Annotated in this window: 20 protein-coding genes; 12 read left to right on the top strand and 8 right to left on the bottom strand. The window is 78.0% G+C overall.

What is annotated here, in order from left to right:
• Positions 1 to 104: 104 nt before the first annotated feature.
• From ACRYR7_RS09715 to ACRYR7_RS09730, 4 genes are read left to right on the top strand one after another with little or no spacing between them, the layout of a single operon-like run.
• Complete coding sequence (locus ACRYR7_RS09715) at positions 105 to 689, top strand: TetR/AcrR family transcriptional regulator (protein ID WP_432571879.1); 585 nt, start codon at positions 105 to 107, stop codon at positions 687 to 689.
• Between the two features lie 54 nt (positions 690 to 743).
• Positions 744 to 1307: an FBP domain-containing protein gene (locus ACRYR7_RS09720; RefSeq protein WP_432571880.1), complete on the top strand. Its 564-nt coding sequence runs from the start codon at positions 744 to 746 to the stop codon at positions 1305 to 1307.
• Positions 1308 to 1364: 57 nt separating this feature from the next.
• Positions 1365 to 1715, top strand: a complete 351-nt coding sequence (locus ACRYR7_RS09725; protein WP_432571881.1) for an ArsR/SmtB family transcription factor — start codon at positions 1365 to 1367, stop codon at positions 1713 to 1715.
• Positions 1712 to 2200: an SRPBCC family protein gene (locus ACRYR7_RS09730; protein ID WP_432571882.1), complete on the top strand. Its 489-nt coding sequence runs from the start codon at positions 1712 to 1714 to the stop codon at positions 2198 to 2200. The genes ACRYR7_RS09725 and ACRYR7_RS09730 overlap by 4 nt, the downstream gene beginning before the upstream one ends.
• Positions 2201 to 2212: 12 nt before the next feature.
• Here ACRYR7_RS09730 and ACRYR7_RS09735 read toward each other — a convergent pair whose 3' ends face one another.
• From ACRYR7_RS09735 to ACRYR7_RS09750, 4 genes are all read right to left on the bottom strand, one after another.
• Positions 2213 to 3742 carry an amidohydrolase gene (locus tag ACRYR7_RS09735; protein ID WP_432571883.1) on the bottom strand — a complete coding sequence of 510 codons (1530 nt, stop codon included), beginning with the start codon at positions 3740 to 3742 and terminating at the stop codon, positions 2213 to 2215.
• 70 nt (positions 3743 to 3812) lie between these two features.
• Positions 3813 to 4229: a DUF350 domain-containing protein gene (locus ACRYR7_RS09740; protein ID WP_432571884.1), complete on the bottom strand. Its 417-nt coding sequence runs from the start codon at positions 4227 to 4229 to the stop codon at positions 3813 to 3815.
• A gap of 34 nt (positions 4230 to 4263) precedes the next feature.
• Positions 4264 to 5517 carry a glutathionylspermidine synthase family protein gene (locus ACRYR7_RS09745; protein ID WP_432571885.1) on the bottom strand — a complete coding sequence of 418 codons (1254 nt, stop codon included), beginning with the start codon at positions 5515 to 5517 and terminating at the stop codon, positions 4264 to 4266.
• Positions 5517 to 5903: a tRNA-dihydrouridine synthase gene (locus ACRYR7_RS09750; protein WP_432571886.1), complete on the bottom strand. Its 387-nt coding sequence runs from the start codon at positions 5901 to 5903 to the stop codon at positions 5517 to 5519. The genes ACRYR7_RS09745 and ACRYR7_RS09750 overlap by 1 nt, the downstream gene beginning before the upstream one ends.
• A gap of 166 nt (positions 5904 to 6069) precedes the next feature.
• On the opposite strand from ACRYR7_RS09750, the gene ACRYR7_RS09755 reads away from it, so the two are divergent.
• Complete coding sequence (locus ACRYR7_RS09755; RefSeq protein ID WP_432571887.1) at positions 6070 to 8406, top strand: putative bifunctional diguanylate cyclase/phosphodiesterase; 2337 nt, start codon at positions 6070 to 6072, stop codon at positions 8404 to 8406.
• On the opposite strand, the gene ACRYR7_RS09760 is transcribed toward ACRYR7_RS09755, so the two are convergent.
• Together ACRYR7_RS09760 and ACRYR7_RS09765 are read right to left on the bottom strand one after the other, a co-directional pair.
• Positions 8384 to 9004, bottom strand: a complete 621-nt coding sequence (locus ACRYR7_RS09760; protein ID WP_432571888.1) for a hypothetical protein — start codon at positions 9002 to 9004, stop codon at positions 8384 to 8386. The two genes, ACRYR7_RS09755 and ACRYR7_RS09760, sit on opposite strands and share 23 nt — an antisense overlap.
• Positions 9005 to 9110: 106 nt before the next feature.
• Positions 9111 to 10466 (bottom strand): aminotransferase-like domain-containing protein, encoded by a 1356-nt coding sequence (locus ACRYR7_RS09765; RefSeq protein ID WP_432571889.1) that lies wholly within the window; start codon positions 10464 to 10466, stop codon positions 9111 to 9113.
• Positions 10467 to 10538: 72 nt separating this feature from the next.
• Between ACRYR7_RS09765 and ACRYR7_RS09770 the strand changes: the two genes are divergently transcribed.
• The 5 genes from ACRYR7_RS09770 (at position 10539) to ACRYR7_RS09790 (ending at position 15546) form a co-directional block, all read left to right on the top strand.
• Positions 10539 to 10763 carry a hypothetical protein gene (locus tag ACRYR7_RS09770; protein ID WP_432571890.1) on the top strand — a complete coding sequence of 75 codons (225 nt, stop codon included), beginning with the start codon at positions 10539 to 10541 and terminating at the stop codon, positions 10761 to 10763.
• Between the two features lie 23 nt (positions 10764 to 10786).
• Positions 10787 to 11794 carry an SURF1 family protein gene (locus ACRYR7_RS09775; protein ID WP_432571891.1) on the top strand — a complete coding sequence of 336 codons (1008 nt, stop codon included), beginning with the start codon at positions 10787 to 10789 and terminating at the stop codon, positions 11792 to 11794.
• Positions 11791 to 12156 (top strand): DUF3817 domain-containing protein, encoded by a 366-nt coding sequence (locus ACRYR7_RS09780; protein WP_432571892.1) that lies wholly within the window; start codon positions 11791 to 11793, stop codon positions 12154 to 12156. Before ACRYR7_RS09775 ends, ACRYR7_RS09780 begins: the two co-directional genes overlap by 4 nt.
• A gap of 7 nt (positions 12157 to 12163) precedes the next feature.
• The gene (locus ACRYR7_RS09785; RefSeq protein WP_432571893.1) at positions 12164 to 13129 is read left to right on the top strand and encodes an NUDIX hydrolase; all 966 of its coding nucleotides are present in this window, start codon (positions 12164 to 12166) and stop codon (positions 13127 to 13129) included.
• A gap of 89 nt (positions 13130 to 13218) precedes the next feature.
• Positions 13219 to 15546, top strand: a complete 2328-nt coding sequence (locus ACRYR7_RS09790; protein WP_432571894.1) for a bifunctional metallophosphatase/5'-nucleotidase — start codon at positions 13219 to 13221, stop codon at positions 15544 to 15546.
• A 195-nt stretch (positions 15547 to 15741) separates the two neighbouring features.
• On the opposite strand, the gene ACRYR7_RS09795 is transcribed toward ACRYR7_RS09790, so the two are convergent.
• Entirely contained in the window at positions 15742 to 17946 is a 2205-nt protein-coding gene (locus tag ACRYR7_RS09795) for an MMPL family transporter (RefSeq protein WP_432571895.1), read from the bottom strand.
• A gap of 32 nt (positions 17947 to 17978) precedes the next feature.
• Positions 17979 to 18674: a helix-turn-helix domain-containing protein gene (locus tag ACRYR7_RS09800; RefSeq protein WP_432571896.1), complete on the bottom strand. Its 696-nt coding sequence runs from the start codon at positions 18672 to 18674 to the stop codon at positions 17979 to 17981.
• Between the two features lie 152 nt (positions 18675 to 18826).
• Between ACRYR7_RS09800 and pcrA the strand changes: the two genes are divergently transcribed.
• Together pcrA and ACRYR7_RS09810 are read left to right on the top strand one after the other, a co-directional pair.
• Complete coding sequence (gene pcrA / locus ACRYR7_RS09805) at positions 18827 to 21172, top strand: DNA helicase PcrA (RefSeq protein ID WP_432571897.1); 2346 nt, start codon at positions 18827 to 18829, stop codon at positions 21170 to 21172.
• Positions 21173 to 21287: 115 nt separating this feature from the next.
• Entirely contained in the window at positions 21288 to 21566 is a 279-nt protein-coding gene (locus ACRYR7_RS09810) for a hypothetical protein (RefSeq protein ID WP_432571898.1), read from the top strand.
• Positions 21567 to 21665: the final 99 nt, after the last annotated feature.

Genomic DNA, 21665 nt, shown 5'->3' on the forward strand with positions numbered 1-21665 from the left:
GCGCTCACGCGCGGTGTCAACGCGAGGACGGGGTGGAACCGGTTGGACACGGCCCACCTAGAGGTCCTAGGTTCGGTCCTAGGGAAATTAGGGGAGGGGTGCGCGTGTCGCCGAGGGCCGGCATCACCGCGGCGCGGCTGGTCGAGGCCGCGGCCGACATGGCCGACGAGGTGGGCCTGGAGGCGGTCACCGTCTCCGCGCTGGCCCGCCGGTTCGGCGTGGCCGACGCGAGCCTGTACTCGCACGTGCGCAGCGCCGCCGACCTGCGCCAGCGGGTGTGCGTGCGGGCGGCGGAGGAGTTCGCCGAGGTGCTCGCCGAGGCGATCGCCGGGGTCTCCGGCGAGCAGGCGCTCACCCGCTCCGCCGTGGCGTTCCGCCGGTACGTGCTCGAGCACCCCGGCCGCTACGCCGCCGCGACGGCCCGGCTGCCGCCGGAGGTCGCGGCTACCAGCGAGGGGCACCACCGCATCGCGCGGCTGAGCTACCGCCTGCTGGAGGGGTACGACATCGCGCCGGCGGACCTGACGGACGCGGTGAGGTTCTCGCGCAGCGCGCTGCACGGTTTCGTCTCCCTGGAGGCGGCCGGGGGTTTCGGCTCCGAGGGGGACCGCGAGGCCTCGTGGCTGGCGACGCTGCGCGGCGTGGACCGCGCCCTGGCGTCCTGGCCGCGCGGGGACGCGCCGGCCTGAGGGCCTGCGGTGGATCGAGACGAGCACCGGGCCCGTGCCCGGGGAGGAGGGACCGTGCCGGACGAGGGGACCACGACGACCGGGAGGACCGGGGCGACCGGGGCGGCGGGGGGAGCGCTGGTGCTCACCGACGACGTCGTGCGCCGCGCGCTGCGCAACTGCAGCAAGGGCGAGGCGTCGCGGCTGACCGTGCCAGCCTCGGTGCGCGACGTCGACACCGCCACCGACCCCGTCGCCGGCTGGCGCGACCCGAAGGCGCCCGAGCGCGCGGTGCTGCTCGTGCTGGACGCGGGAGCGGACGGCGCGCCGCGCGGGCTGGTGCTGCGCGCGCCCACCGGCGGGGGAGCGCGCGCGGCGGCCATGTGCGACCTGTGCCGCACCACCCGCGCCGCCGGGGACGTGGCGCTGTTCGCGGCCCCGCGCGCCGGGGTCGCCGGCCGGCGCGGCGACACCGTCGGCGTCTACGCCTGCGCCGACCTGGCGTGCGCGCGGTGCGTGGAGGTCGAGCGCGGCACGCACGCGCTGCGCCCCGACCCCGGCCGCAGCGTCGAGGAGCGCCGCGCGGCGCTGGCCGGGCGGGCCGCGGCGTTCGTCGCCTCGGTGCTCGGCGAGCGCTGAGGCGCGCGGGCGCGGGGGTCTTGCGCCCGCGCGCGCCCGCGCGTAACGTACAACTTTGTGGTTGTACGTGAACTCGACGCGGACCGCGTCTTCGCCGCCCTGGCCGACGCGACGCGCCGCGACATCGTCACCCGCGTCCTGCAGCGGGAGGCGTCGGTCACGGCGCTGGCCCGCTGCTACGAGATGAGCTTCGCCGCCGTGCAGAAGCACGTCGCCGTCCTCGAGCGCGCCCGGCTCGTCACCAAGGAGCGCCGCGGCCGCGAGCAGCTCGTCCGCGGCGACGTCGCCACCGTCCGCGCCGCCGCGCACCTGCTCCAGCGCCTCGAGCTGCTGTGGTCCGGGCGCGTCGAGCGCATGCACGAACTCCTCGCCGAAGAAGCCGAAGGAAGACCGGAGGGACCGTCGTGACCGTCCTGAGCGCCACCCCCGACCGCGAGAACCTCACCCTCGTCCTCGTCGCCGAGTTCGCCGCGCCGCCGGAGGCGGTGTGGCGGCTGTGGACCGACGCCCGCCGGCTGGAGCGCTGGTGGGGCCCGCCCACCTGGCCGGCCACCTTCACCCTGCTCGAACCCGCCCCCGGCGGGTCGGCCCGGTACTTCATGACCGGCCCCGACGGCGAGCGCGCCCACGGCTGGTGGCGCTTCGCGGACCTGGACGAACCCCGGTCCCTGGAGTTCGAGGACGGTTTCGCCGACGAGCACGGCGAGCCCGCCACCGAGCCCGCGCCCAGCCGCACGCGCGTCGTGCTGGACCCGCGGGGTCCCGGCACCCGCATGACGATCACCTCGAGCTTCGCCAGCGCCGAGTCCCTGGAGCAGATGCTCGCCATGGGGATGCTCGAGGGCCTCAGCCTGGCCGTCGGCCAGATGGACGACCTGCTCGTGCCCGCCTGAGCGCCCCGCGCCTCACACCCCGGCGCGGTGCGTCCACACCCCGCCGACGAGCGTGCCCAGCACCCCGGTGCGCCGCAGCGCGTCCGCGCCGCCCGCCGCGAGCACCGCGGCGGGCGGCTCGGGCACCAGCGCCACGTCGGCGGCGTCGCCCACCCGCACGGCGGGGCGCCCGTCGCACGCCGCGCGCAGCGCCACCTCCAGCGGCAGGTGCTGCTCCGGGTGCCAGGCGGGGCGCTCGTCCACCGAGCGGTGCACCGCGCTGGCGACCGCGTCCCACGGGTCCAGCGGCGCCACGGGCGCGTCCGAGCCCAGCCGCAGCTCCGCCCCGGCCGCGTGCAGGGCCGCGTAGGGGAACGCCCGCCCCAGCCCCGAGGCCCAGTGCGCCTCGGACAGGTCGCGGTCGTCGACGGCGTGGCGCGGCTGCACGCTGGCCACCACGCCCAGGCGCGCGAAGCGACCCAGGTCCTGCTCGCGCACCTGCTGGGCGTGCTCCACCCGCCCCGTGCAGCCCACCGCCTCGAAACCGTCCAGGGCCACCGCCACGGCCGCGTCGCCGATCGCGTGCACCGCCACGTCGAAGCCGTGCGCCGCGGCCCGGCGCAGCAGCGGCTCCAGCTCCCGCGGCGGCAGCCGCAGCACCCCGTGCGGGCCCGCCGGCGCTGGCGGCGGGTACGCGTCGCAGCAGTACGCCGTGCGGGTGCCCAGCGAGCCGTCCACCACGAGCTTGACCGGCCCCACCCGCACCCGCGGGCCCGCTCCGGGCACCTGGTCGCCGCTGCGCAGCCCCCGCGCCACCGCGTCGTCCAGCCAGTCCGGCCACACGCCCGCGGCCACCCGCACCGCCGGCTCGCCCAGCGCCGCGCGCCGCGCCCACGCGGCCGGCGGCGCGTACTCCAGGTCCACGATCCCGGTGACCCCGCGCGCGGCGGCCGCCGCCGTCGCCTCCAGCACCCACCGGTCCAGCACGGGCGCGCCCACGTCCCCGGCCGCGGCGGTCAGCGCCATCGCCTCCGCCTCGCGCAGCAGCCCGCTCGGCTCCGCCACCCCGAAGCGCGCCGCGGCCGCCGAGCTCACCCACGCCGCGTGCAGGTCCTGGCTGACCACGACGACGGGGCGGTCCCCGAACCGGGCGTCCAGCAGGTCCCGGTGCGGCTCGTCCGGCCACAGCGCGTCGCGGAACCCGTGCCCCAGCACCAGGTCGTCGCCCGGCGCCGCCCCGCGCGCCAGCAGATCCACCGCCTCGCGCGCCGAGCCGGCGGCCAGGACGTCCACCCGCCGGCGCGCCGCCGCCCACTGCGTCAGGTGCACGTGCGCGTCCACCAGCCCCGGCAGCAGCACCGCCCCGCCCGCCTCGACGACCTCCGCGTCCGCGCCCGGCACCGGGCCGGGGAGCTCGCCGCGCAGGTCGTCGCCGATCGCCACCACGCGCCCGCCGGCGAGCAGCACGTCGCGCTCGCGGTCGGCGGCCGGCGCGCCGTGCACGCGCACGCGGCGCAGCAGGACGGCGGGGGCGGGGTCCGCGGGGGCGGGGCGGTCGGGCACGGGCGTCTCCCTCGGTGGCGGTGGGGCACCAGCGTGCCCGAGCGCCGCGCCGGCGCCGCGGCGCCCCGCCTCACCAGATCGAGGCGACCACCACGAACGACACCGCCAGCTGCGCGGCGGCCACGACGCCGCTGGCCGGGTGCAGCTCGCGCTCCACCAGCACCTCGCGCATGCGCCCCGGCGTCAGCACCTCCAGCACCACCCCCGCCAGCGCCTGCAGCAGCACGCCCAGCAGCCCGAACGCCGCCGTCCACGCCAGCGCGCGCCCGAACCCGGCCTCCGCGTTCGTCCAGATGGCCGCGAACACCACCAGGCCCAGGCCCAGGAAGCCCGAGGAGAGCACCAGCGCCGCGTTCGCGGAGCGCTCCACCCAGATGTGGTGGGCCAGCCGCCCCGGGGTCAGCAGGTCCAGGACGAGGAAACCCACCCCGAGGAGCAGACCCCCCAGCAGCGAGTAGGCGGTGGCGTAACCGAGACCGGCGAGCACGTTCCCTCCAGGGGTCGTAGCGGTGGGGGCGGGGTCACTCCTGCAACCACCGCTGCACCTGTTCGGGCGTGGAGCGCGGCGACTCCAGGTAGTGCGGCACGAAGCGGGCGTCGAGGTCGGTGACGAGGGTGCGCGACTCGCGCACGCCGATCCCGGCGGCGCGGCCGTCGACCACCCAGCTGCCCACGACGGCGCGGTTGCCGTCGAACACCGGCAGCTCGGCGTAGCGCTGGTGCACCAGGCGCTGGCCGGTGGTGTGCGCCGGCGGGCTGTCCTCCACGACGTCGCCCACCTTCACCCGCACCCCGGCGCCCTCCCAGCCGAACACGGGCTTGCTCACCACCCCGGGCCAGCCGGCGCCCGCGCCGGGTTCCTCCAGCGAGGCCGGCAGCAGGTTCGGGTGCCCCTCGAACTCCCGCCACAGCGCCACCAGCAGCGTCTTGGACGACAGCAGCGCCTTCCAGGCCGGCTCGATCCAGGAGATGCGCGCCGAGGGGGCGTCCAGCAGCGGGCCGAACCGCTCGGCCAGCATCCACTCCCACGGGTAGAGCTTGAAGCAGACGTCGACGGGCACGTCGTAGCGGTCGACGAACCGCCCGCCCTCCTGCCACCAGCCGATGTCCTCCATCCGCAGGCCCACGTCCACCAGCCCGGCCTCGCGGGCGGTGTCGCGCAGGTACGCCAGCGTCACCCAGTCCTCGGTCGGCTCGGTCTGCCCGGCGGCGAAGTGCACCGTGCGCCCGGCGTGCCCCGGGAGCTGGCGCTGCCACGCCAGCACCAGGCGCTCGTGCAGGGTGTTGAGCTGGTCGCGCCCGGGGTGCAGGTCCTCCAGCCAGTACCACTGCACCACCGCCGCCTCCAGCAGCGCGGTGGGGGTGTCGGCGTTGTACTCCAGCAGCAGCGGCGGGCCGCTGCCGTCGTAGGCCAGGTCGAAGCGCCCGTACAGCGAGGGCCCGCCCGCCTCCAGGCTGCGCCGCAGGATCCCCTCCGCGTGCTCGGGCAGCCCCAGGGAGGCGTACAGGTCCGGCTCGTCCAGCACCCGCCGCGCCGCCCGCACCGACATCGCGTGCAGCTCCTCGGTGGCCGCCTCCAGCACGTCCGCCTCGTCCTCGGTGAACGCGTACGCGGCGGACTCGTCCCAGTAGGGCGTCCCGCCGGGACCCTCCCCGGGACCCTCGCCGGGCTCGGCGCCCTCGCCGGGCTCGGCGCGGCCCACCGCGTGCAGCAGCCCCTGCGACTCCACCGTGCGCCGCCAGCCCGGGCGGGGCTCGGAGGCCACCCGGCGCATCAGCCGCCCACGCTGGAGTCGCTGCCGCCGCCCAGGCCGCCGCGGGCGATCGTGCCGCCGTCGGCGGGCACCCCGCCGCGCACGACCGCCGCGCGCGCCGGCGGCCTGGCGGTGCCGCCGCTGACGCGCTGGCCCAGGCCGACGGCGCGGGCGCCCAGCGGCAGGTAGTACCAGCCGAAGCCGCCGGCGCGCACGCCGTCGTCGTCGCACTCGTCGTCGTCGACGCGCTGCTGGGTGCGCTCGTCCACGCACACGCCGCGGTAGTCCTCCTCGCCGTCGTCGTCGCCGGACCCGCAGGCGGCGAGCCCGCCGGCGGCCAGCACGCCCGTCAGCCCCAGCGACACCGCCCGCGACCTGCGCCGGCGCACCGGCCCCTCGCTGCCCACGCGGCTCCTCCCGCTCGTCGTGCTCCCTGGGTACCGGCTGGGGCCGCCGCGGTCCAGCCGCCCCGCCGCCGGGCCGCCGGGCGCGGCCCCGGCCGGTGCGCGAGGGGGTCGCCCGGGGGCGGGGGGTGCGGGCATGCTGGGCACCTGGTCTCGGGGGGAGGGACGCGTGCGGGACCCGCGCTCCGGCGCGGCGGGCCGGGACGTGCCCGCCGCCGCCCGCTCCGCGACGGCGCTGGCCGCCCTGTGCGTGCTGCTCTACCCGCTGCCGCTGCCGGACGCGGTGCGCACCGGGCTCATGGCCGCCGTGGCGCTGCTGTCGGTGACCTGCCTGGTCGTGGGGGTGCGGCTGCACCGCCCCCGGCCCCTCTCGCCGTGGCTGCTCATGCCGTGCCTGGCGGTGCTCTTCCTGCCGGGCAACGCGCTGCGCCCCTGGAGCACCTCCCAGGACGGCTTCGGGCGCTACGTCCCCGACGTCTTCACCCTCTCCGCCTACCTGCTGCTCGCCGCGGCGCTCGCGCGCCTCGCGCGCGCCCACGGCGGCCTGCGGCGGGAGGTGGTGTGCGACGTCGGGGTCGTCGCCGCCGCCGGCGCCCTGGCCGCCGCGCGCTTCCTCGTCCTGCCCACCACGCAGGTGCCCGGGCGCAGCACGGCCGAGTCCGTGCTGGCCGGCGCCTACCCCCTCGTCGACGTGCTGCTGCTGACCCTGGGCGTGGACCTGGTGCTCAGCGGCCCGCGCCGGCGCAGCCACCACCTGCTCGTGGCGGCGCTGGCGGCCCTGCTGGTCGGCGACCTGCTCTACGCCGCCTACGGGGTGCGCGGGGTGCTCGTGCCGCCCGACGTCGTCAACACGCCCTTCCTGGCCGCTTACGTCCTCGTCGCCCTCGCCGCCCTGCACCCCTCGCAGGCGCCGGGCCCGCCGCCGCCCGCCGCGGCCGCGGCGGCCGCGGCGCCGCTGGACGCGTGGTCGCTGCGCCGGCTCCCCCTGCTCGTCGCCGCCCTCGCGGCCGTCACCGTGGTGGTGGCCGTGCCGCCGGCCGACGAGGGCCCGCTGCTGCGGCTGGCGACCGGGCTGGCGCTGGGGGTCGTGCTGGCCCTGCTGCTGGTGCGGGCCGTCTCCGCCGTCGACGGCCAGGCGCGGGCCCGGGCGGTGCTGCAGCACCGCGCCGGCCACGACGCGCTGACGGGGCTGCCCAACCGGCAGGAGGTCGAGCGGGTGCTGGGCGAGCGCCTGGCCGCCCGGCGCGCGCCCGGCACCGCCGACTGGCTGCTGTACGTGGACCTCGACGGCTTCAAGCGCGTCAACGACACCTGGGGGCACGCCTGCGGCGACCAGCTCCTGCGGGCGGTGGCCGGCCGGCTGCGGGCGGTCCTGCCCCCGCCGGCGGTCGTGGGGCGCCTGTCCGGCGACGAGTTCGTCGTCCTGGCCACCACGGCCGCCGGCGCCGTCGAGGACCTGGCGCGCCGGGTGCTGGCCGTGGTGGAGGAACCGGTCCGCCTCGACGTCGCCGAGGTCGTCGTCACCGGGTCCGTGGGGGTCGCCGAGGTCCGCGGCAGCGCCGACCAGACCCTGCGCGACGCGGACACGGCGATGTACCGGGCCAAGCGGCGCGGGCGGGCCCAGTGGGCCGTCTTCGACGAGTCGATGCGCACCGCGCTGGGCAACGAGATGGAGCTGGAGCTGGACCTGCGCCGCGCCCTGGAGCGGGACGCCTTCGAGCTCGTCTACCAGGCGGTCGTCGACCTGCCCACCGGGGTGCCCGTGGGCGTGGAGGCCCTGCTGCGCTGGCACCGCCCCGCGAGCGGGCCGGTGCCGCCGGCGGTGTTCGTGCCGGTGCTGGAGGCCAGCGGCCTGATCGTCCCGGTCGGCGCCCGGGTGCTGCGCACCGCCGTGCGCCAGCTCGCCCGCTGGCACCGCGAGGGCCTGGTGGGCCCCTCGTTCGGCATGTCCGTCAACGTCTCGCCCCACCAGCTCCTGCACCCCTCCTTCCCCGGTGCGGTCGAGGAGGCCCTGCGCGAGGAGGGCGTGGACGGCGCCCTCCTCACGCTGGAGATCACCGAGTCCTCGATGCTCGCCGAGGACGCCGGCACCACCGCCGTGCTGGAGCACCTGCGGCGCCTGGGCGTCGGCCTGGCCGTCGACGACTTCGGCACCGGCTACTCGGCCCTGAGCTACCTGCGCGCGCTGCCCGTGACGGCCGTGAAGGTCGACCGCAGCTTCGTCTCCGCCCTGCACGACCCGCACGGGCCCACCGGCGACGAGGCCGTCGTGCGCGCCGTCGTCGCCGTCGGGCGGGCCCTGGGCCTGCGCGTGACCGCCGAGGGCGTGGAGACCGCCGGGCAGGCGCGGGTGCTGCGGGCCCTGGGCGTGGAGCTCGGCCAGGGGTGGCTGTGGCACCGGGCCGGCGCGGCGCACGAGGTCGCCCGGCTGCTGGGCGCGGCGCCCGCCGCGCCCCCGGCCCCCGGGGCGGGCGACCCGCGGCTCAACCCCGCGGGTGAGGGGTGAGGTCCGCGCCCGCGGCGCCCCCGCCCGCGGGCAGCTCCCAGGCCCAGTAGACCTGCTCGTCCAGGCGCGTCCCGCGCGCGCCGGGGACCGCCTCGGCCAGGGCGCGGTCGACGGCCCGGTGCAGGCCCAGTTCGTGCTCGTTCCAGCGGCACACGTCGATCGCGGCGATCCCGCCGCGCCCGTCGACCACCTCGCACATCGCCGCCACCAGGCGCGCCAGCAGCCCGGTGCGCTGGTGCCGCGGCACCACGCCCAGGCAGCCGACGTACCAGATCCGCCGCTGCGCGTGGTGCTCCGGCCAGCGGTGCGCGAAGTACGCCTCGGAGATCATCGGCACGGCCGCGAGGTCGTCGGTGAGGGTCCCGAAGGCGCAGACGTCGCCGTCGCCGTCCAGGGCCAGGTGCTTGCGGACCCGCTCGTCGGCGCACAGGGCGTCGAACTCGGCGCGGGTGAGCAGGTGCCGCGTCGCGGCCAGCACCTGCAGCGGCTCGAACGCCGCCCGGTACACCTCCCACGCGCGCTCGCGGGTGGCGGCGTCCAGCCGCGCGGTGACGTGCAGGGACGCGGTGGCGTGCGGGGGCGCGGCGGGTGCGGGCAACGGGGTCTCCGGCGGCGGTCGAGGGGTTCCTCAGCAGCGTAGTTCACACGGAGGAAACCCCCGGTCACCCTCCGTCCACCGGGTCGCCGCCCGCGCCGACGGGCGCTCAGAACGCCGCGGCCAGCCGGCGCACCGCCTCCCCGACCTGCGGCGCGGCCAGGCCCGCCACGCACAGCCGCAGGTGCGCGGCGTCCTGCTCGGCGACGACGTGGTGCCGGCCCGCGCCGACCGCCACGCCGCGGTCCAGGGCCCGGCGCGCCAGCTCCGCGTCGTCCACCCCGCGCGGCAGGCGCACCCACGTCGAGAAGCCCCCGCGCGGGCGCGTCCAGGAGCACTCGGGCAGCTCCCGCGCCAGCGCGGTGCACAGCGCGTCCACCCGGTCCGCCAGCGCCGCCGACAGCGCCCGCAGGTGCGCGCCCCACCCGGCGCCGGTGACCAGCTCCAGCGCCGTCTCCTGCAGGGGCCGGGCGACGAACAGGTCGTCCACGACGCGCAGCGCCGCCACGCGCCGCGCCACCGGCCCGCGCGCGACGACGCACCCCACGCGCAGGCTGGGCGCGGCGGCCTTGGTCAGGGAGTTCACGGTGATGACCCGCCCGTCGGCGTCGTCGCGCAGCAGCGAGGGCGGCGGGGTCGGCCCGTGCCCCAGCCAGCGCGCGTAGTCGTCCTCCACGACGAAGGCGCCGGCGGCCGCGGCGGCCTGGAGCACGGGGCGGCGGCGGTCGGCGGCCAGCACCGAGCCGTCGGGGTTGGCGTACGTGGGCTGCACGTACAGCACCCGCGCGCCCGTGGTGGCGAAGGCGCGCTCCAGCAGGTCCGGGCGCACGCCGTCGGCGTCGGCGGGCACGGGCACGGGCACCAGCCCGGCGCTGCGCAGCAGCGAGATGACGCCGGGGTAGCCGGGCACGGCGACGAGCACCGGGCTGCCGGCGGGCACCAGCGAGCGCAGCACCGTGGACAGCGCGCCCTGCCCGCCGGGGGTGATCAGGACGTCCTCGCGGTCGGCGCCGAGCTGGCCGGCGAACCAGGTGCGCAGCTCGGCGATCCCCGCCGGCGGCGGCACCGACCACGCCTGCGGGCGCCGGGCGGCGCGGGCGCCGGCGGCGGCCAGGCGGGAGGCGGGCTGCAGCGAGAGGTCCAGGTAGCCGCGGGCCATGTCCAGGGCGTCCTCGGACGGGGCGCTCAGGGCGGCGACCACGCCGCCCGCCTGCACGGGGGAGGCGCCCAGCGCCACCTGCTGCCAGCCGGTGTCGGCGGTGGCGGTCGCGGTGGGGCGGGCCACGAAGGTCCCGGCGCCGGGGCGGGTGACGACGGTGCCGTCGGCCACGAGCCGGTCGACGGCCCGCTGCACCGTCACCGGTCCCACGCCCAGCTCGGTGACCAGGGTGCGGCTGCTGGGCATGCGGGCGCCGGCCGGCAGGGCGCCGGCGCGCTCGCGGAGGCTGGCGGTGACGCGCGCCACGCTGCTACCGTCTGACATGAGAAGATACAATAGCGCTATCAACCCGCTGGGCGGTAGCACCGGAGGTGCGCGGTGAGCGCCCCCGTCCTGCTCGCGCTCCTCCTGGCCCTCGCCCTGCTCGCCCCGGTCCTGGGCGCGGACACCCGACCCAGCGGGACGGGCCCGCGCCCGGACCGCCCCCGCCCCGCGCACCGCTACCGCCCGCGCGCGCTGCCGGAGCGCTCCGCTACCGCCCGGCCGGTGCCCGCCGCGCCCGCGCGCGGGGCCGCGGCGGCGGGCGGGACGGCCGGCGGCTGACCCGCGCGACGTACCCTGCACCGGTGGCCCAGCCCTCCCGGACGGGCGCCGAGCGCGGCGTCGAGACAGGCGCCCCGCCGGGCGCCCGCACAGGTGCCGCGGCCGGTCCCGCGGCGCGCCCGCGGCGCTCGTCGGCGCTGCTGCTGACCGCGGTGGCCTGGCTGGCCGTGGCGGTGTGCGTCGTGCTGGGCCTGTGGCAGTGGAGCCGGGGCAACGTCGTCGTCAGCGACCCGCCCGCCGGCCGGCCCGTCGTCGACGTCGCGCAGGTCGTCTCCGCCGCCGCGCCCGCCGCCTCGGCCGGGGCCGTCCTCTCGCGCGACGAGGTCGGCCGCCGGGTGCGGGTCGGCGGCACCTTCGACCCGGCCGTGCAGCTCCTCGTGGCCGGCCGCCCGCTGGACGGGCGCGAGGGGGCCTGGGCGCTCGGCGTGGTCCGCCTGCCCGACGGCACCGGCGTGCCCGTGGTGCGCGGCTGGGTGCCCGAGGGCGGGCAGGCGCCGCCCGCCCCGGCCGGCCCGGTGGACCTGCTCGGCGTCGTACAGCCGCCGGAGACCTCCGACATCGCCCCCTCCTCGGCCGCCCTGCCGCCGGGGTGGACGTACGTGGTCAGCGCCGCCGACCTCGTCAACCGCGTCGACTACCCGGTCGCCAACGCCTACGTCACCGCCGCCGAGCCCGTCGCCGCCGCCGAGCCCGCCGCCGCCGGAACCGGCGCCGCCCCGCTGAGCGCCGTGCCGCCCGTCGACCCCGGCGAGGCCACCCGCCACCTGGACTGGCGCAACCTCGCCTACGCCGCCCAGTGGTGGGTGTTCGCGCTGTTCGCGCTCGTGCTGTGGCGCCGCGCCCTGCGCGACCTGCGCGCCGACGCCGCCCGCGACGCGGCCGCCGGCGGGGCGCCCGCCGGCCCCGCGCCCGACCCCGCGCCCGGTCCCGGAGCCGACCCCGCGGGCGGCGCGCCCGCGGGCGGCGGGCAGGATCGGGCCCCACACCCCGCCGACGGTCCGGGAGGACGAGACGTGAGCAGCACCCGATGAGCGCCCCGCGCACCGCGCCGGGCCTGCAGGACCTGTCCAGGATCCGCTCGGCCCTGACCCGCTACCGCGTCATGGCCTGGGTCACCGGCATCGGCCTGCTCTTCGTCGTCGGCGGCATGGTGCAGGAGTACGCCCTGCACCGGGGCGACTCGATCACCAGGGTCATGGGGCCGGTCCACGGGCTGTTCTACGTGCTGCTGCTCATCACCACCTTCGACCTGGGCACCCGGGTGCGCTGGCCGTGGTCGCGCATGCTGCTGACCGCCCTGGCCGGCACCGTGCCGTTCCTGTCCTTCTACGCCGAGCGCAAGAACCAGCGCGCCGTCCACGATCAGCTGGCGGGCCACCCGCCGGTGGGCTGAGGCGCCGGTGACGTCCGGCGGGCCGGGCACCACCGGTGAGCGGCCCGCGCTGCAGCGCGTCGTCGTGCACGCCGCCCTGCGCGCGGGCGGGGGGCTGCTGCTGGTCCCCGCGCCCGGCGGCCCCGGCGGGCCGGGGGTGCTGCCGTGGGCGGTCCTGCGGCACGGCGAGACGCCCGCCGCCGCCGCGCAGCGCGCCCTGGACGCCGCCGGCGGCCCGCCCGCGCGCACCGGCGCGCCCCTGGAGGTCCGCGACGCGGTGCGCCGCGCGGTGGGGGACGAGGTGCCCGGCCACGAGGACGGGGTGGACCTGCACACCGTGCACGTGGTGCTGCCCGCCATCCCCGCCGAGCGCGGCGGGCACGAGCGCGGCGCTCACGAGCGCGCGGCCGGCGGCGCGCCCCGGGTGCCGGAGCCCGGCGGGCACCCCCTGCTGCCCGACGCGCTCGCGCGCGTGGAGGCGGCCGAGCTGGTGCGGCTGAGCGCCCCCGCCGACGACGCCGCCCCCGTGGTGCGCCAGCGCCTGGCCGCCTACGCCGTCGTGGTCAGCCCCGACGACGAGATCCTGCTGACCCGCCTGTCGCCGCTGACGCCCAGCCCGGGCCGCTGGACGCTGCCCGGCGGCGGGGTGGACCACGGCGAGCACCCGCTGACCGCGGCGGTGCGCGAGGTCCACGAGGAGACCGGCATGGACGTCGACGTGGACGCCCTGGTCGACATCGGCTCCGAGCACTTCACCGGCCGCTCCCCGCGCGGGGTGCTGGAGGACTTCCACGCCGTGCGGCTGCTCGTCACCGCCACCGCGCGGCAGGTGCGCGACCCGCGCGTGCTGGACGTGGGCGGCAGCACCGACCTCGGCTCGTGGGTGCCCCTGGCCGACGCCGCGCACCGCGGCCTGGTGGGCGTCGCGCACCGCGGGGTGCAGATCGCGCTGCGCCGGCGCGAGGAGGGGCGGGTGGCCGGGCGCGGGGCGTGACACGGGGAGTTCACCGGGAAACCGTTCCCTTGCACGGTGCGTGACTGGCAGACTCCGCCCGCTGTCCCCCTCCTCGTGGAAGCGAGCTCATGAGCCGTCCCCTCCTCCGTCTCGTCGGTCCCGCAGCCGGTCTCGTGGCGCTCACGGGCTCCCTGGGCGTGGTCTGCGCGGCCCCGGCCGCCGTCGCCACCACCACCGCCGCCCCCACCGCGAGCGCCACCGCCAGCCCCACCACCAGCCCCACCAGCGCCGTCCCGACCGCGAGCGCCACCCCGACCACCACGGCGAGCGCGACCGCCGGCGCCTCGCCCACGGCGAGCGCCACGGCGAGCAGCACCGCCACGGCGACGCCCACCGCGAGCAGCACCGCCACGGCGACGCCCACCGCGAGCACCACCGCCACCGCCACCGCCACCGCCACCGCGACGCCCACCGCGAGCGCCACGACCGCGCCCGCACCGGTGCCCGCCGGGCCGGTCGGCGCGCCCGCGCAGCCGGCGGCCGCCGGCGACGTCGTCGCGCTGCTGCCCGCGCCCGCCGCCGGGCAGACGCAGATCCAGATCGGCGCGTTCAACGACCTGCACGGCCGCCTGGAGTCGCCCCGCAAGAACGCCGCGGGCGCGCCGGTCGGCGGCACCGGGCAGCTCGCCGGTGCGCTGGACGCGCTGCGCGCGCAGCAGCCGAACACCGTGGTCGCCTCCGTCGGCGACAACATCGGCGCCTCGACCTTCACCTCGTTCATCCAGCAGGACGCGCCGACCATCGCGGCGCTGAACGCCATGGACGTGGCCGTCTCCGCGGTCGGCAACCACGAGTTCGACAAGGGCTACGCGGACCTGACCGGGCGCGTGGACGGGCTGGCGGACTTCCCGTACCTGGGTGCGAACGTCCTCAAGGCCGACGGCAGCCCGGCGCTGCAGGCGTACGACGTGGTCGACGTCGGCGGCGTGGACGTCGGCTTCGTCGGCGTCGTCACGCAGGCCACCCCGAGCCTGGTCGCCCCCGACGGCATCCGCGACCTGCGGTTCACCGACCCGGTCGCCGCGGCCAACACCGTCGCGGCGCAGCTGTCCGACGGCAACGACGCCAACGGCGAGGCGGACGTGGTCGTCCTGCTCGCCCACGAGGGTTCCGAGGGCACCGACTGCGCGACGGTGCGCACCTCCGGGGAGTTCGGGAAGATCGTCCAGGGCGCCTCCGCCCAGGTCGACGCGATCCTCTCCGGGCACACGCACGTGCTCTACGACTGCGAGTACCCGGTGGCGGGCAAGCAGGTGCCGCGGCCGGTGCTGTCGGCGGAGTCGTACTCCGTCGCCGTGGACCGCCTGGTGATGAACGTGGACGACGCCACCGGCGAGGTCGTCGCGCAGGCCCACCAGGTGATCCCCGTGGAGGGCTTCACCCCGGACCCGCAGGTGCAGGGCATCGTCGACGAGGCGGTGGCCTTCGCCCGCACGGAGGGCGCGCGCCCGGTGGGCCGCATCACCACCGACGTCAAGCGCGCGTTCGCCGGGGCCGAGGACGACCGCGGCACCCAGTCGCCGCTGGCGAACCTCATCGCCGACGCGCAGCTGCAGCAGACCCGCGGGGCGGGCGCGCAGATCGCGCTGATGAACCCCGGCGGCGTGCGCGACGACCTGGACTTCGCGCAGTCCGGCACCGAGGGCGACGGCGTGGTCACCTACGCCGAGGCCGCGGCGGTGCAGCCGTTCGCGAACTCGGTGGTCACCGTCACCCTCACCGGCGCGCAGGTGCGCCAGGCGCTGGAGCAGCAGTGGCAGCCGGCGGGCTCCTCGCGCCCGGTCCTGGCGCTGGGCGTCTCGCGGGGCTTCTTCTTCACCTACGACCCGGCCGCCCCGGCCGGGCGGCGCGTCACCTCGGTGACGCTGGACGGGGTGCCCCTGGACCCGGCGGCCCCGTACCGGGTGACGGTCAACAGCTTCCTGGCCTCCGGCGGGGACAACTTCACCGCCCTGGCCGGCGGCACCGCCCGCACCGAGCTGGGCCGCACGGACCTGGAGGCGTTCACCGCCTTCCTGGGCCTGCCGGAGAACCAGGGCCTGTCGGCGGACCAGCGCCCCCGCTCGGCGGTGGCCGCCGCCCCGGCGCCCTCCCCGAGCGCCCCGGCGCCCACCGGCGCCCCGGCCCCGGCGCCGACGTCCTCGGCCCCCGCCGCCCCGGTGGTCACCCGGCCGACGACGACCCGCCCGGCGGTGCGCCCGGTGGTGCGGCCCACGACCCGCCCGGCGGTGCGCCCGACGGCCCGGCCCACGACGCGGCCCTCCGCGGCGCGCTCCGGGACCCTGGCGCACACCGGCGCCGACGTGGCCCCCTACGTGGCGGGCGGCGCCGGGCTCGTGCTCGTCGGCGGCCTGCTGCTGGCGCTGTCCCGCCGGCGCCCGGGCGCCCGCGCCTGAGCCCCCGGCACGACGAGAGGGCCACCCGGGGATCCGGGTGGCCCTCTGCCGTCGGTGGTCGCCCCGACGGTCGCCTCGCGGCGAACGGCCGCTCGAAGCGGCTGGTTTTGAGGCCCGGGGACACGTACCGGGGCGACCAGTGGGTTCAAGCACGCCCGGTGCCCGGGGATTCCCGGGCACCGGGCGTGAGCTGCGTCACGTCGCCGCGGAGGCGTGCGCGCCACCGGCCCGGGAGCCGCGGGCGCGCTCCAGCCCGGTGCCCTCCACGTCGAGCGCGGGCAGCCAGCGCAGCCAGCGCGGCAGCCACCACGCCGAGCGCCCCAACAGGGACAGCGCGGCCGGCACGAGCACCATCCGCACCACGACGGCGTCGGCGAGGATGCCGATGGCCAGGGCGAAGGCGATGGGCTTGATCGTGGCGTCGCCGTGGGGGACGAACCCGGCGAAGACGGCGAACATGATCGCGGCGGCGGCGACGACCACGGGCGCGGCCTGCCGGAAGCCGGTGCGCACCGCCGCCACCGGCTCGGCGCCGTGGGCGTGCGCCTCGTGCATGCGCGAGACGAGGAAGACCTGGTAGTCCATCGCCAGGCCGAAGAGGATGCCCACGACGATGATCGGCGCCAGGCTCAGCAGCGGCCCCGTCGCCTCCGCCTGCACCACGTCCTTCAGCCACCCCCACTGGAAGACCGCCACGGTGGCCCCCAGCGAGGAGCCGATGGTCAGCAGGAAGCCCAGCACGCCGACCAGCGGCACCAGCAGCGAGCGGAAGACCAGCACCAGCAGCACCAGCGCCAGGCCCACCACGAGCACCAGGTAGAGCGGCAGCGCCTCGTCCAGGGTCTGCGAGACGTCCACGCTCACCGCGGTGCTGCCGGTGACGTAGGCGCGCGAGCCGGTGCCCGGGTCGTCGGCCAGGCGGTCGCGGATGCCCTGCACCAGGTCGCGGGTGGCCTGCTCGTCGGGGCCGGTGGTGGGGACCACGGTGACCAGGGCGGCGGTGCCGTCGGCGTTGGGCTGCGCCGGCGCGGCCAGCGCCACGCCGGGCAGCGCGGCGACCTCCTGCTGCACCTGCGCGGCGCGCTGCGGGGCGCCGGTGCCGTCGACGAGGACGAGCAGCGGGCCGGTCACCCCGGGCCCGAAGCGCTCGGAGAGGATCGCGGTGGCGCGCGCCTGGGTGCTGTCGTCGGGGGGGAGCTGGTTCAGCGTGGTGCGCAGCGAGAACACCGGCACCGCCACCGCGCCCAGGACGACGGCGGCGGCGAGCAGGCTCGGCCAGCGGCGCCCGGTGACGGTGCGCGCCCAGCCGCTGAAGAAGCCGCGGCCGTCGGGGGAGGGCGGGGCGACGTGCTGGCCGCCGCGGTGCTCCAGCGCCCGGCGCGCCCGCCGGGGCAGGACGCGGGTGCCGAGCAGCCCGAGGGCGGCCGGCACGAGGGTGAGCGCGACGAGCACGGCCACGACGACGGTGGCGGCGGCGGCCAGGCCCATCTCGGTGAGGAAGGGGATGCCCGCCACCGACAGCCCCGCCAGGGCGATGACGACGGTCAGCCCGGCGGTCAGCACCGCCGAGCCGGCGGTGCCCACGGCCGTCGCGGCGGCCTCCGGCACGTCGCGGCCGGCCACCAGCTCGTGGCGGAAGCGGGTGACGATGAAGAGGGCGTAGTCGATGCCCACGGCCAGGCCGAGCATCACCGCCAGGATCGGGGTGGTGGACTGCAGGTCCACGAACCCGGTGAGCAGGGTGATGCCCAGGGTCCCGGTGGCCACGCCCACGAGCGCGGTCAGCAGGTTCATCCCGGCGGCCAGCAGCGAGCCGTAGGTGACGGCCAGCACGACGAGGGCGACGACCACGCCGATCGCCTCGGAGGCGCCGCCGACCTCGGAGACGGCCTGGGAGGCCTCCCCGGTGACCTCGGCGGTCAGCCCGGCGGCGCGGGCGCCGTCGAGGACGGCGAGCAGGTCCTCGCGCTGGGCGTCGGTGACGTCCGGGGCCTGCGCGGCGTAGGTGACGGTGCTGTAGGCGGCGCGCTGGTCGGGGGAGACCGCCGGGGCGGCCGGGTCCAGCGGGTCCGTGGCGGCGGCGACGCCCTCCAGCCCGCGCAGCCCGGCGACGACCGCCCCGACGGCGAGGGCGTTCTCCGGCGCGGTGACGAGCTCGTCGCCGGGGGCCTGCAGGACCACCTGCGCGCTCGCCCCGGTGGCGCCCCCGCCGAAGCGCTCGTCGATCAGGCCCAGGGCGGTGGTGGACTCCTGCCCGGGGATCTCGAAGGTGTTCACGGTGGAGCCGGCCAGGGTGGCGGCGCCGACGCCGGTGCCCAGCAGGACGAGCACCCAGACGCCGAGGACGGCCAGGCGGTGGCGCACCGCCCCCAGTCCCAGCCGGTGCAGGAAGGTGGCCACGGGTTCGTCTCCTCGGTCCTCGACGGGTCTTCTCAGGCGCGGGCGGGCACGGCGGTGCGCGCGGGGGCGGGCGGGGCGCTCGCGGCGGCCGCGGCGGTCGCGGCGGGGTGGCCCAGGGCGCCGACGGCGGCCTCGACCAGCAGGGGCCGCACCTCGCGGGCGTCGAGGTCGCGGCAGGCCAGGGCGGCGGTGGCCAGCCCGCCCAGGCAGGTCGTCAGGCGCACGGCGCGCTCGGCACCGGCCCCGGGGGCGGCGGCGAACGCCTCGAAGAGGGCGGCGCCGAGCTCCTCGAGCTGCTGGGCGCGGGCGTCGTCGGCGGTGCTGACGGAGGACAGCGCCAGGGCGGTGAAGCCGGGGCGCGACAGCGCCAGGTCGGCCAGGGCGGTGACGACGGCGCGGTGGGGGGGGGGGGGGGGGGGGGGGGGGGGGGGGGGGGGGGGGGGGGGGGGGGGGGGGGGGGGGGGCGGGGGGGGCCCCCCCCCCCCGGCGCCGGGCGCGGTGGCGGCGACCCCGTCCACGACGCGGCGCACGTGCGTCAGCGTCATCGCCAGCGCGGCCGCCTGCAGGGCCTCCTTGGTGGGGAAGCGGTGCAGCAGCCCGGTCTTGGAGTAGCCGGTGGCGTCGGCGACGCGCTGCACGGAGGTCTGGTCGAAGCCGTGGCGGGCGAAGAGCGCCGCGGCGGTGTCGAGGATCTCCTCGTCGATCTGCTCTCGGGTCTGGCGGGGCACCGGACCAGGGTAGACCGGTCGGGACCGCGGTGGTCCGTCGTGGACCGGGGTGGACCGCGGCGGTCCCCGCCGGCCGCCCTCCCAGTGCACCGCGGCCGACCGCGGCGCGCGCGCCGGGGGGTGTCCGCCGCCGGGCCTACCCTGGGGGCACGATGAGCACTCTGTTCGACGACCTCCCCCTCGGCGGCCCGGGCGAGCCCGCGCCGGGCACCGCAGCGAGCGCCGGCGACCGCGGCGCGGCCCTGCTGGCCGGGCTGAACCCGCAGCAGCGCGAGGCGGTCGTGCACGCGGGCTCCCCGCTGCTCATCGTCGCCGGTGCCGGCTCGGGCAAGACGCGGGTGCTGACCCACCGCGTGGCGTACCTGCTCGCCGAGCGCGGCGCCACCGCCGGGCAGGTCCTGGCGATCACCTTCACCAACAAGGCCGCCGCCGAGATGCGCGAGCGCGTGGCCGCCCTGGCCGGCGACGTCGTCGGGGTGGGCGCGCGCAGCATGTGGGTGTCCACCTTCCACTCCGCGTGCGTGCGCATCCTGCGCCGCGAGGCGGCGACCCTGGGGATGCGCTCGTCGTTCTCCATCTACGACTCCGCCGACTCCCAGCGCCTGATGGCCATGGTCGTGCGCGAGCTGGAGCTGGACCCCAAGAAGCACGCCCCGCGCGCCCTGAGCGCGATGGTCTCCAACCTCAAGAACGAGCTGGTCGACGAGGAGACCTACGCCGAGCGCGCCGCCGCGGAGACCGCCACGCCCGTGGAGAAGGTCCTCGCGCAGGTGTACCGCTCCTACCAGCAGCGGCTGCGGCAGGCGCACGCCGTGGACTTCGACGACCTCATCATGTCGACCGTCCACCTGCTGCAGGCGTTCCCCGACGTCGCCGAGCACTACCGCCGCCGCTTCCGCCACGTCCTGGTCGACGAGTACCAGGACACCAACCACGCCCAGTACGTGCTGGTGCGCGAGCTCGTCGGCGGCTCGGTCACCGAGGCCGCCGCCCGCGGCGAGCACGGCCTGGCGGTGCCGCCGGCCGAGCTGACCGTCGTCGGCGACGCCGACCAGTCGATCTACGCCTTCCGCGGCGCCACGATCCGCAACATCGCCGAGTTCGAGAAGGACTACCCCGACGCCCGCACGGTGCTGCTGGAGCAGAACTACCGCTCCACGCAGACGATCCTCACCGCGGCCAACGAGGTCATCAAGGTCAACACCGACCGCCGCGCGAAGAACCTGTGGACCGCCGCCGGGGCGGGCGAGAAGATCGTCGGCTACGTCGCCGACGACGAGCACGGCGAGGCGCAGTTCGTCGCCGACGAGGTGGACCGCCTGCACGACACCGCCGGCGTGCGCCACGGCGACGTCGCGGTGTTCTACCGCACCAACGCGCAGTCCCGGGCGCTGGAGGAGGTGTTCATCCGCACCGGCCTGCCCTACAAGGTCGTCGGCGGCACCCGCTTCTACGAGCGCCGCGAGGTCAAGGACGCGGTGGCCTACCTGCGCGTGCTGGACAACCCCGACGACACGGTGAACCTGCGCCGGGTGCTCAACGTGCCCAAGCGCGGCATCGGCGAGCGCGCCGAGGCGGCGCTGGCCGTGCTCGCCGAGCGCGAGCGCATCCCGTTCGGGCAGGCGCTGGAGCGCGCCGACGAGGCGGTGGGCCTGGTCGCCCGCTCCCTGAACGCCGTGAAGGGCTTCGCGCAGCTGATCGCGGACCTGCGCACGCTGGCGGAGTCCGGGGCCTCCCCGGCCACCGTCCTGCAGGCGGTGCTGGAGCAGACCGGCTACCTCGCCGAGCTGCGCGCCAGCGGCGACCCGCAGGACGAGTCCCGCGTGGAGAACCTCGCCGAGCTCGTCGCGGTGGCCGAGGAGTTCTCCGACGCCGACCCCGACGGCACCCTGTCCGACTTCCTGGAGCGCGTCTCGCTCGTCGCCGACGCCGACCAGATCCCCGAGGGGGACGACGGCACCGGCGTGGTCACGCTGATGACCCTGCACACCGCCAAGGGCCTGGAGTTCCCCGTCGTCTTCCTCACCGGCATGGAGGACGGCACGTTCCCGCACCAGCGCTCCCTGGGCGACCCCGACCAGCTCGCCGAGGAGCGCCGCCTGGCGTACGTGGGGCTGACCCGCGCCCGCGAGCGGCTGTACCTGTCGCGCTCGGCGGTGCGCAGCGCGTGGGGCGCCCCGCAGCAGTACCCCGCCAGCCGCTTCCTCGACGACGTGCCGGGGGACCTGCTGGACTGGCGCCGCGGCGAGGCCGCGTTCGCGGTCTCCTCCACCACCTCCCCGGCGCTGCGCGCGCCGTCGCGGCCGGTGGCGCGCTCGGCCGGCAGCCGCCCCGTCATCAGCCTGGCCCCCGGGGACCGGGTCACCCACGACAGCTTCGGGCTGGGCACCGTGGTGCGCCTGGAGGGCGAGGGCGACAAGACCGTCGCGCACGTGGACTTCCGCGGCGAGGGCACCAAGCGCCTGCTGCTGCGCTACGCACCCGTCGAGAAGCTCTGAGGCCCCCCGCCCGCCCACGACCTGCACCGGACGTTCTCCCGGCGGACCCTGGTCACTGGCCGCCGCGTGGCGCAGACTCCCTGCCACCAGCAGCCACCGTCGGGGGAGTTCAACCATGAGCGAGCTGAGCACCGGGCCCGTCGTCTCCGGGCAGGTCTACGTCGTCGACGAGGTGCGCGGGCGGGCCCCGCGCGACCTGGAGGACTTCGCGGGGGAGACCTCCTTCCGCGTCACGCACGGCGGGCACGTCCACGAGGTCGTCGGGATCGGCCGCGTGCTGGACGGGCACGCGCGCGTGCACGAGAAGATGGGCGGCGCCGGCGGCAAGGACGTGCGGGTGTGGAGCGTCCGCCGCGCCGAGCAGGGTTTCGCCGCGGAGCACGCCGCCCCGTGAGCACCCGCCCGGGGGCCCCGCCCCCCGGCGGGGGGGGGGCGGGCCCGGGGGGGGGTGGGGGGGGCGGGGGTGGGGGCGGGGCGGGGGGGGGGGGGGTGT

Origin of the sequence: Kineococcus gurbantunggutensis, assembly GCF_050871925.1 — a bacterium.
In the GTDB taxonomy this organism is placed as follows: domain Bacteria; phylum Actinomycetota; class Actinomycetes; order Actinomycetales; family Kineococcaceae; genus Kineococcus.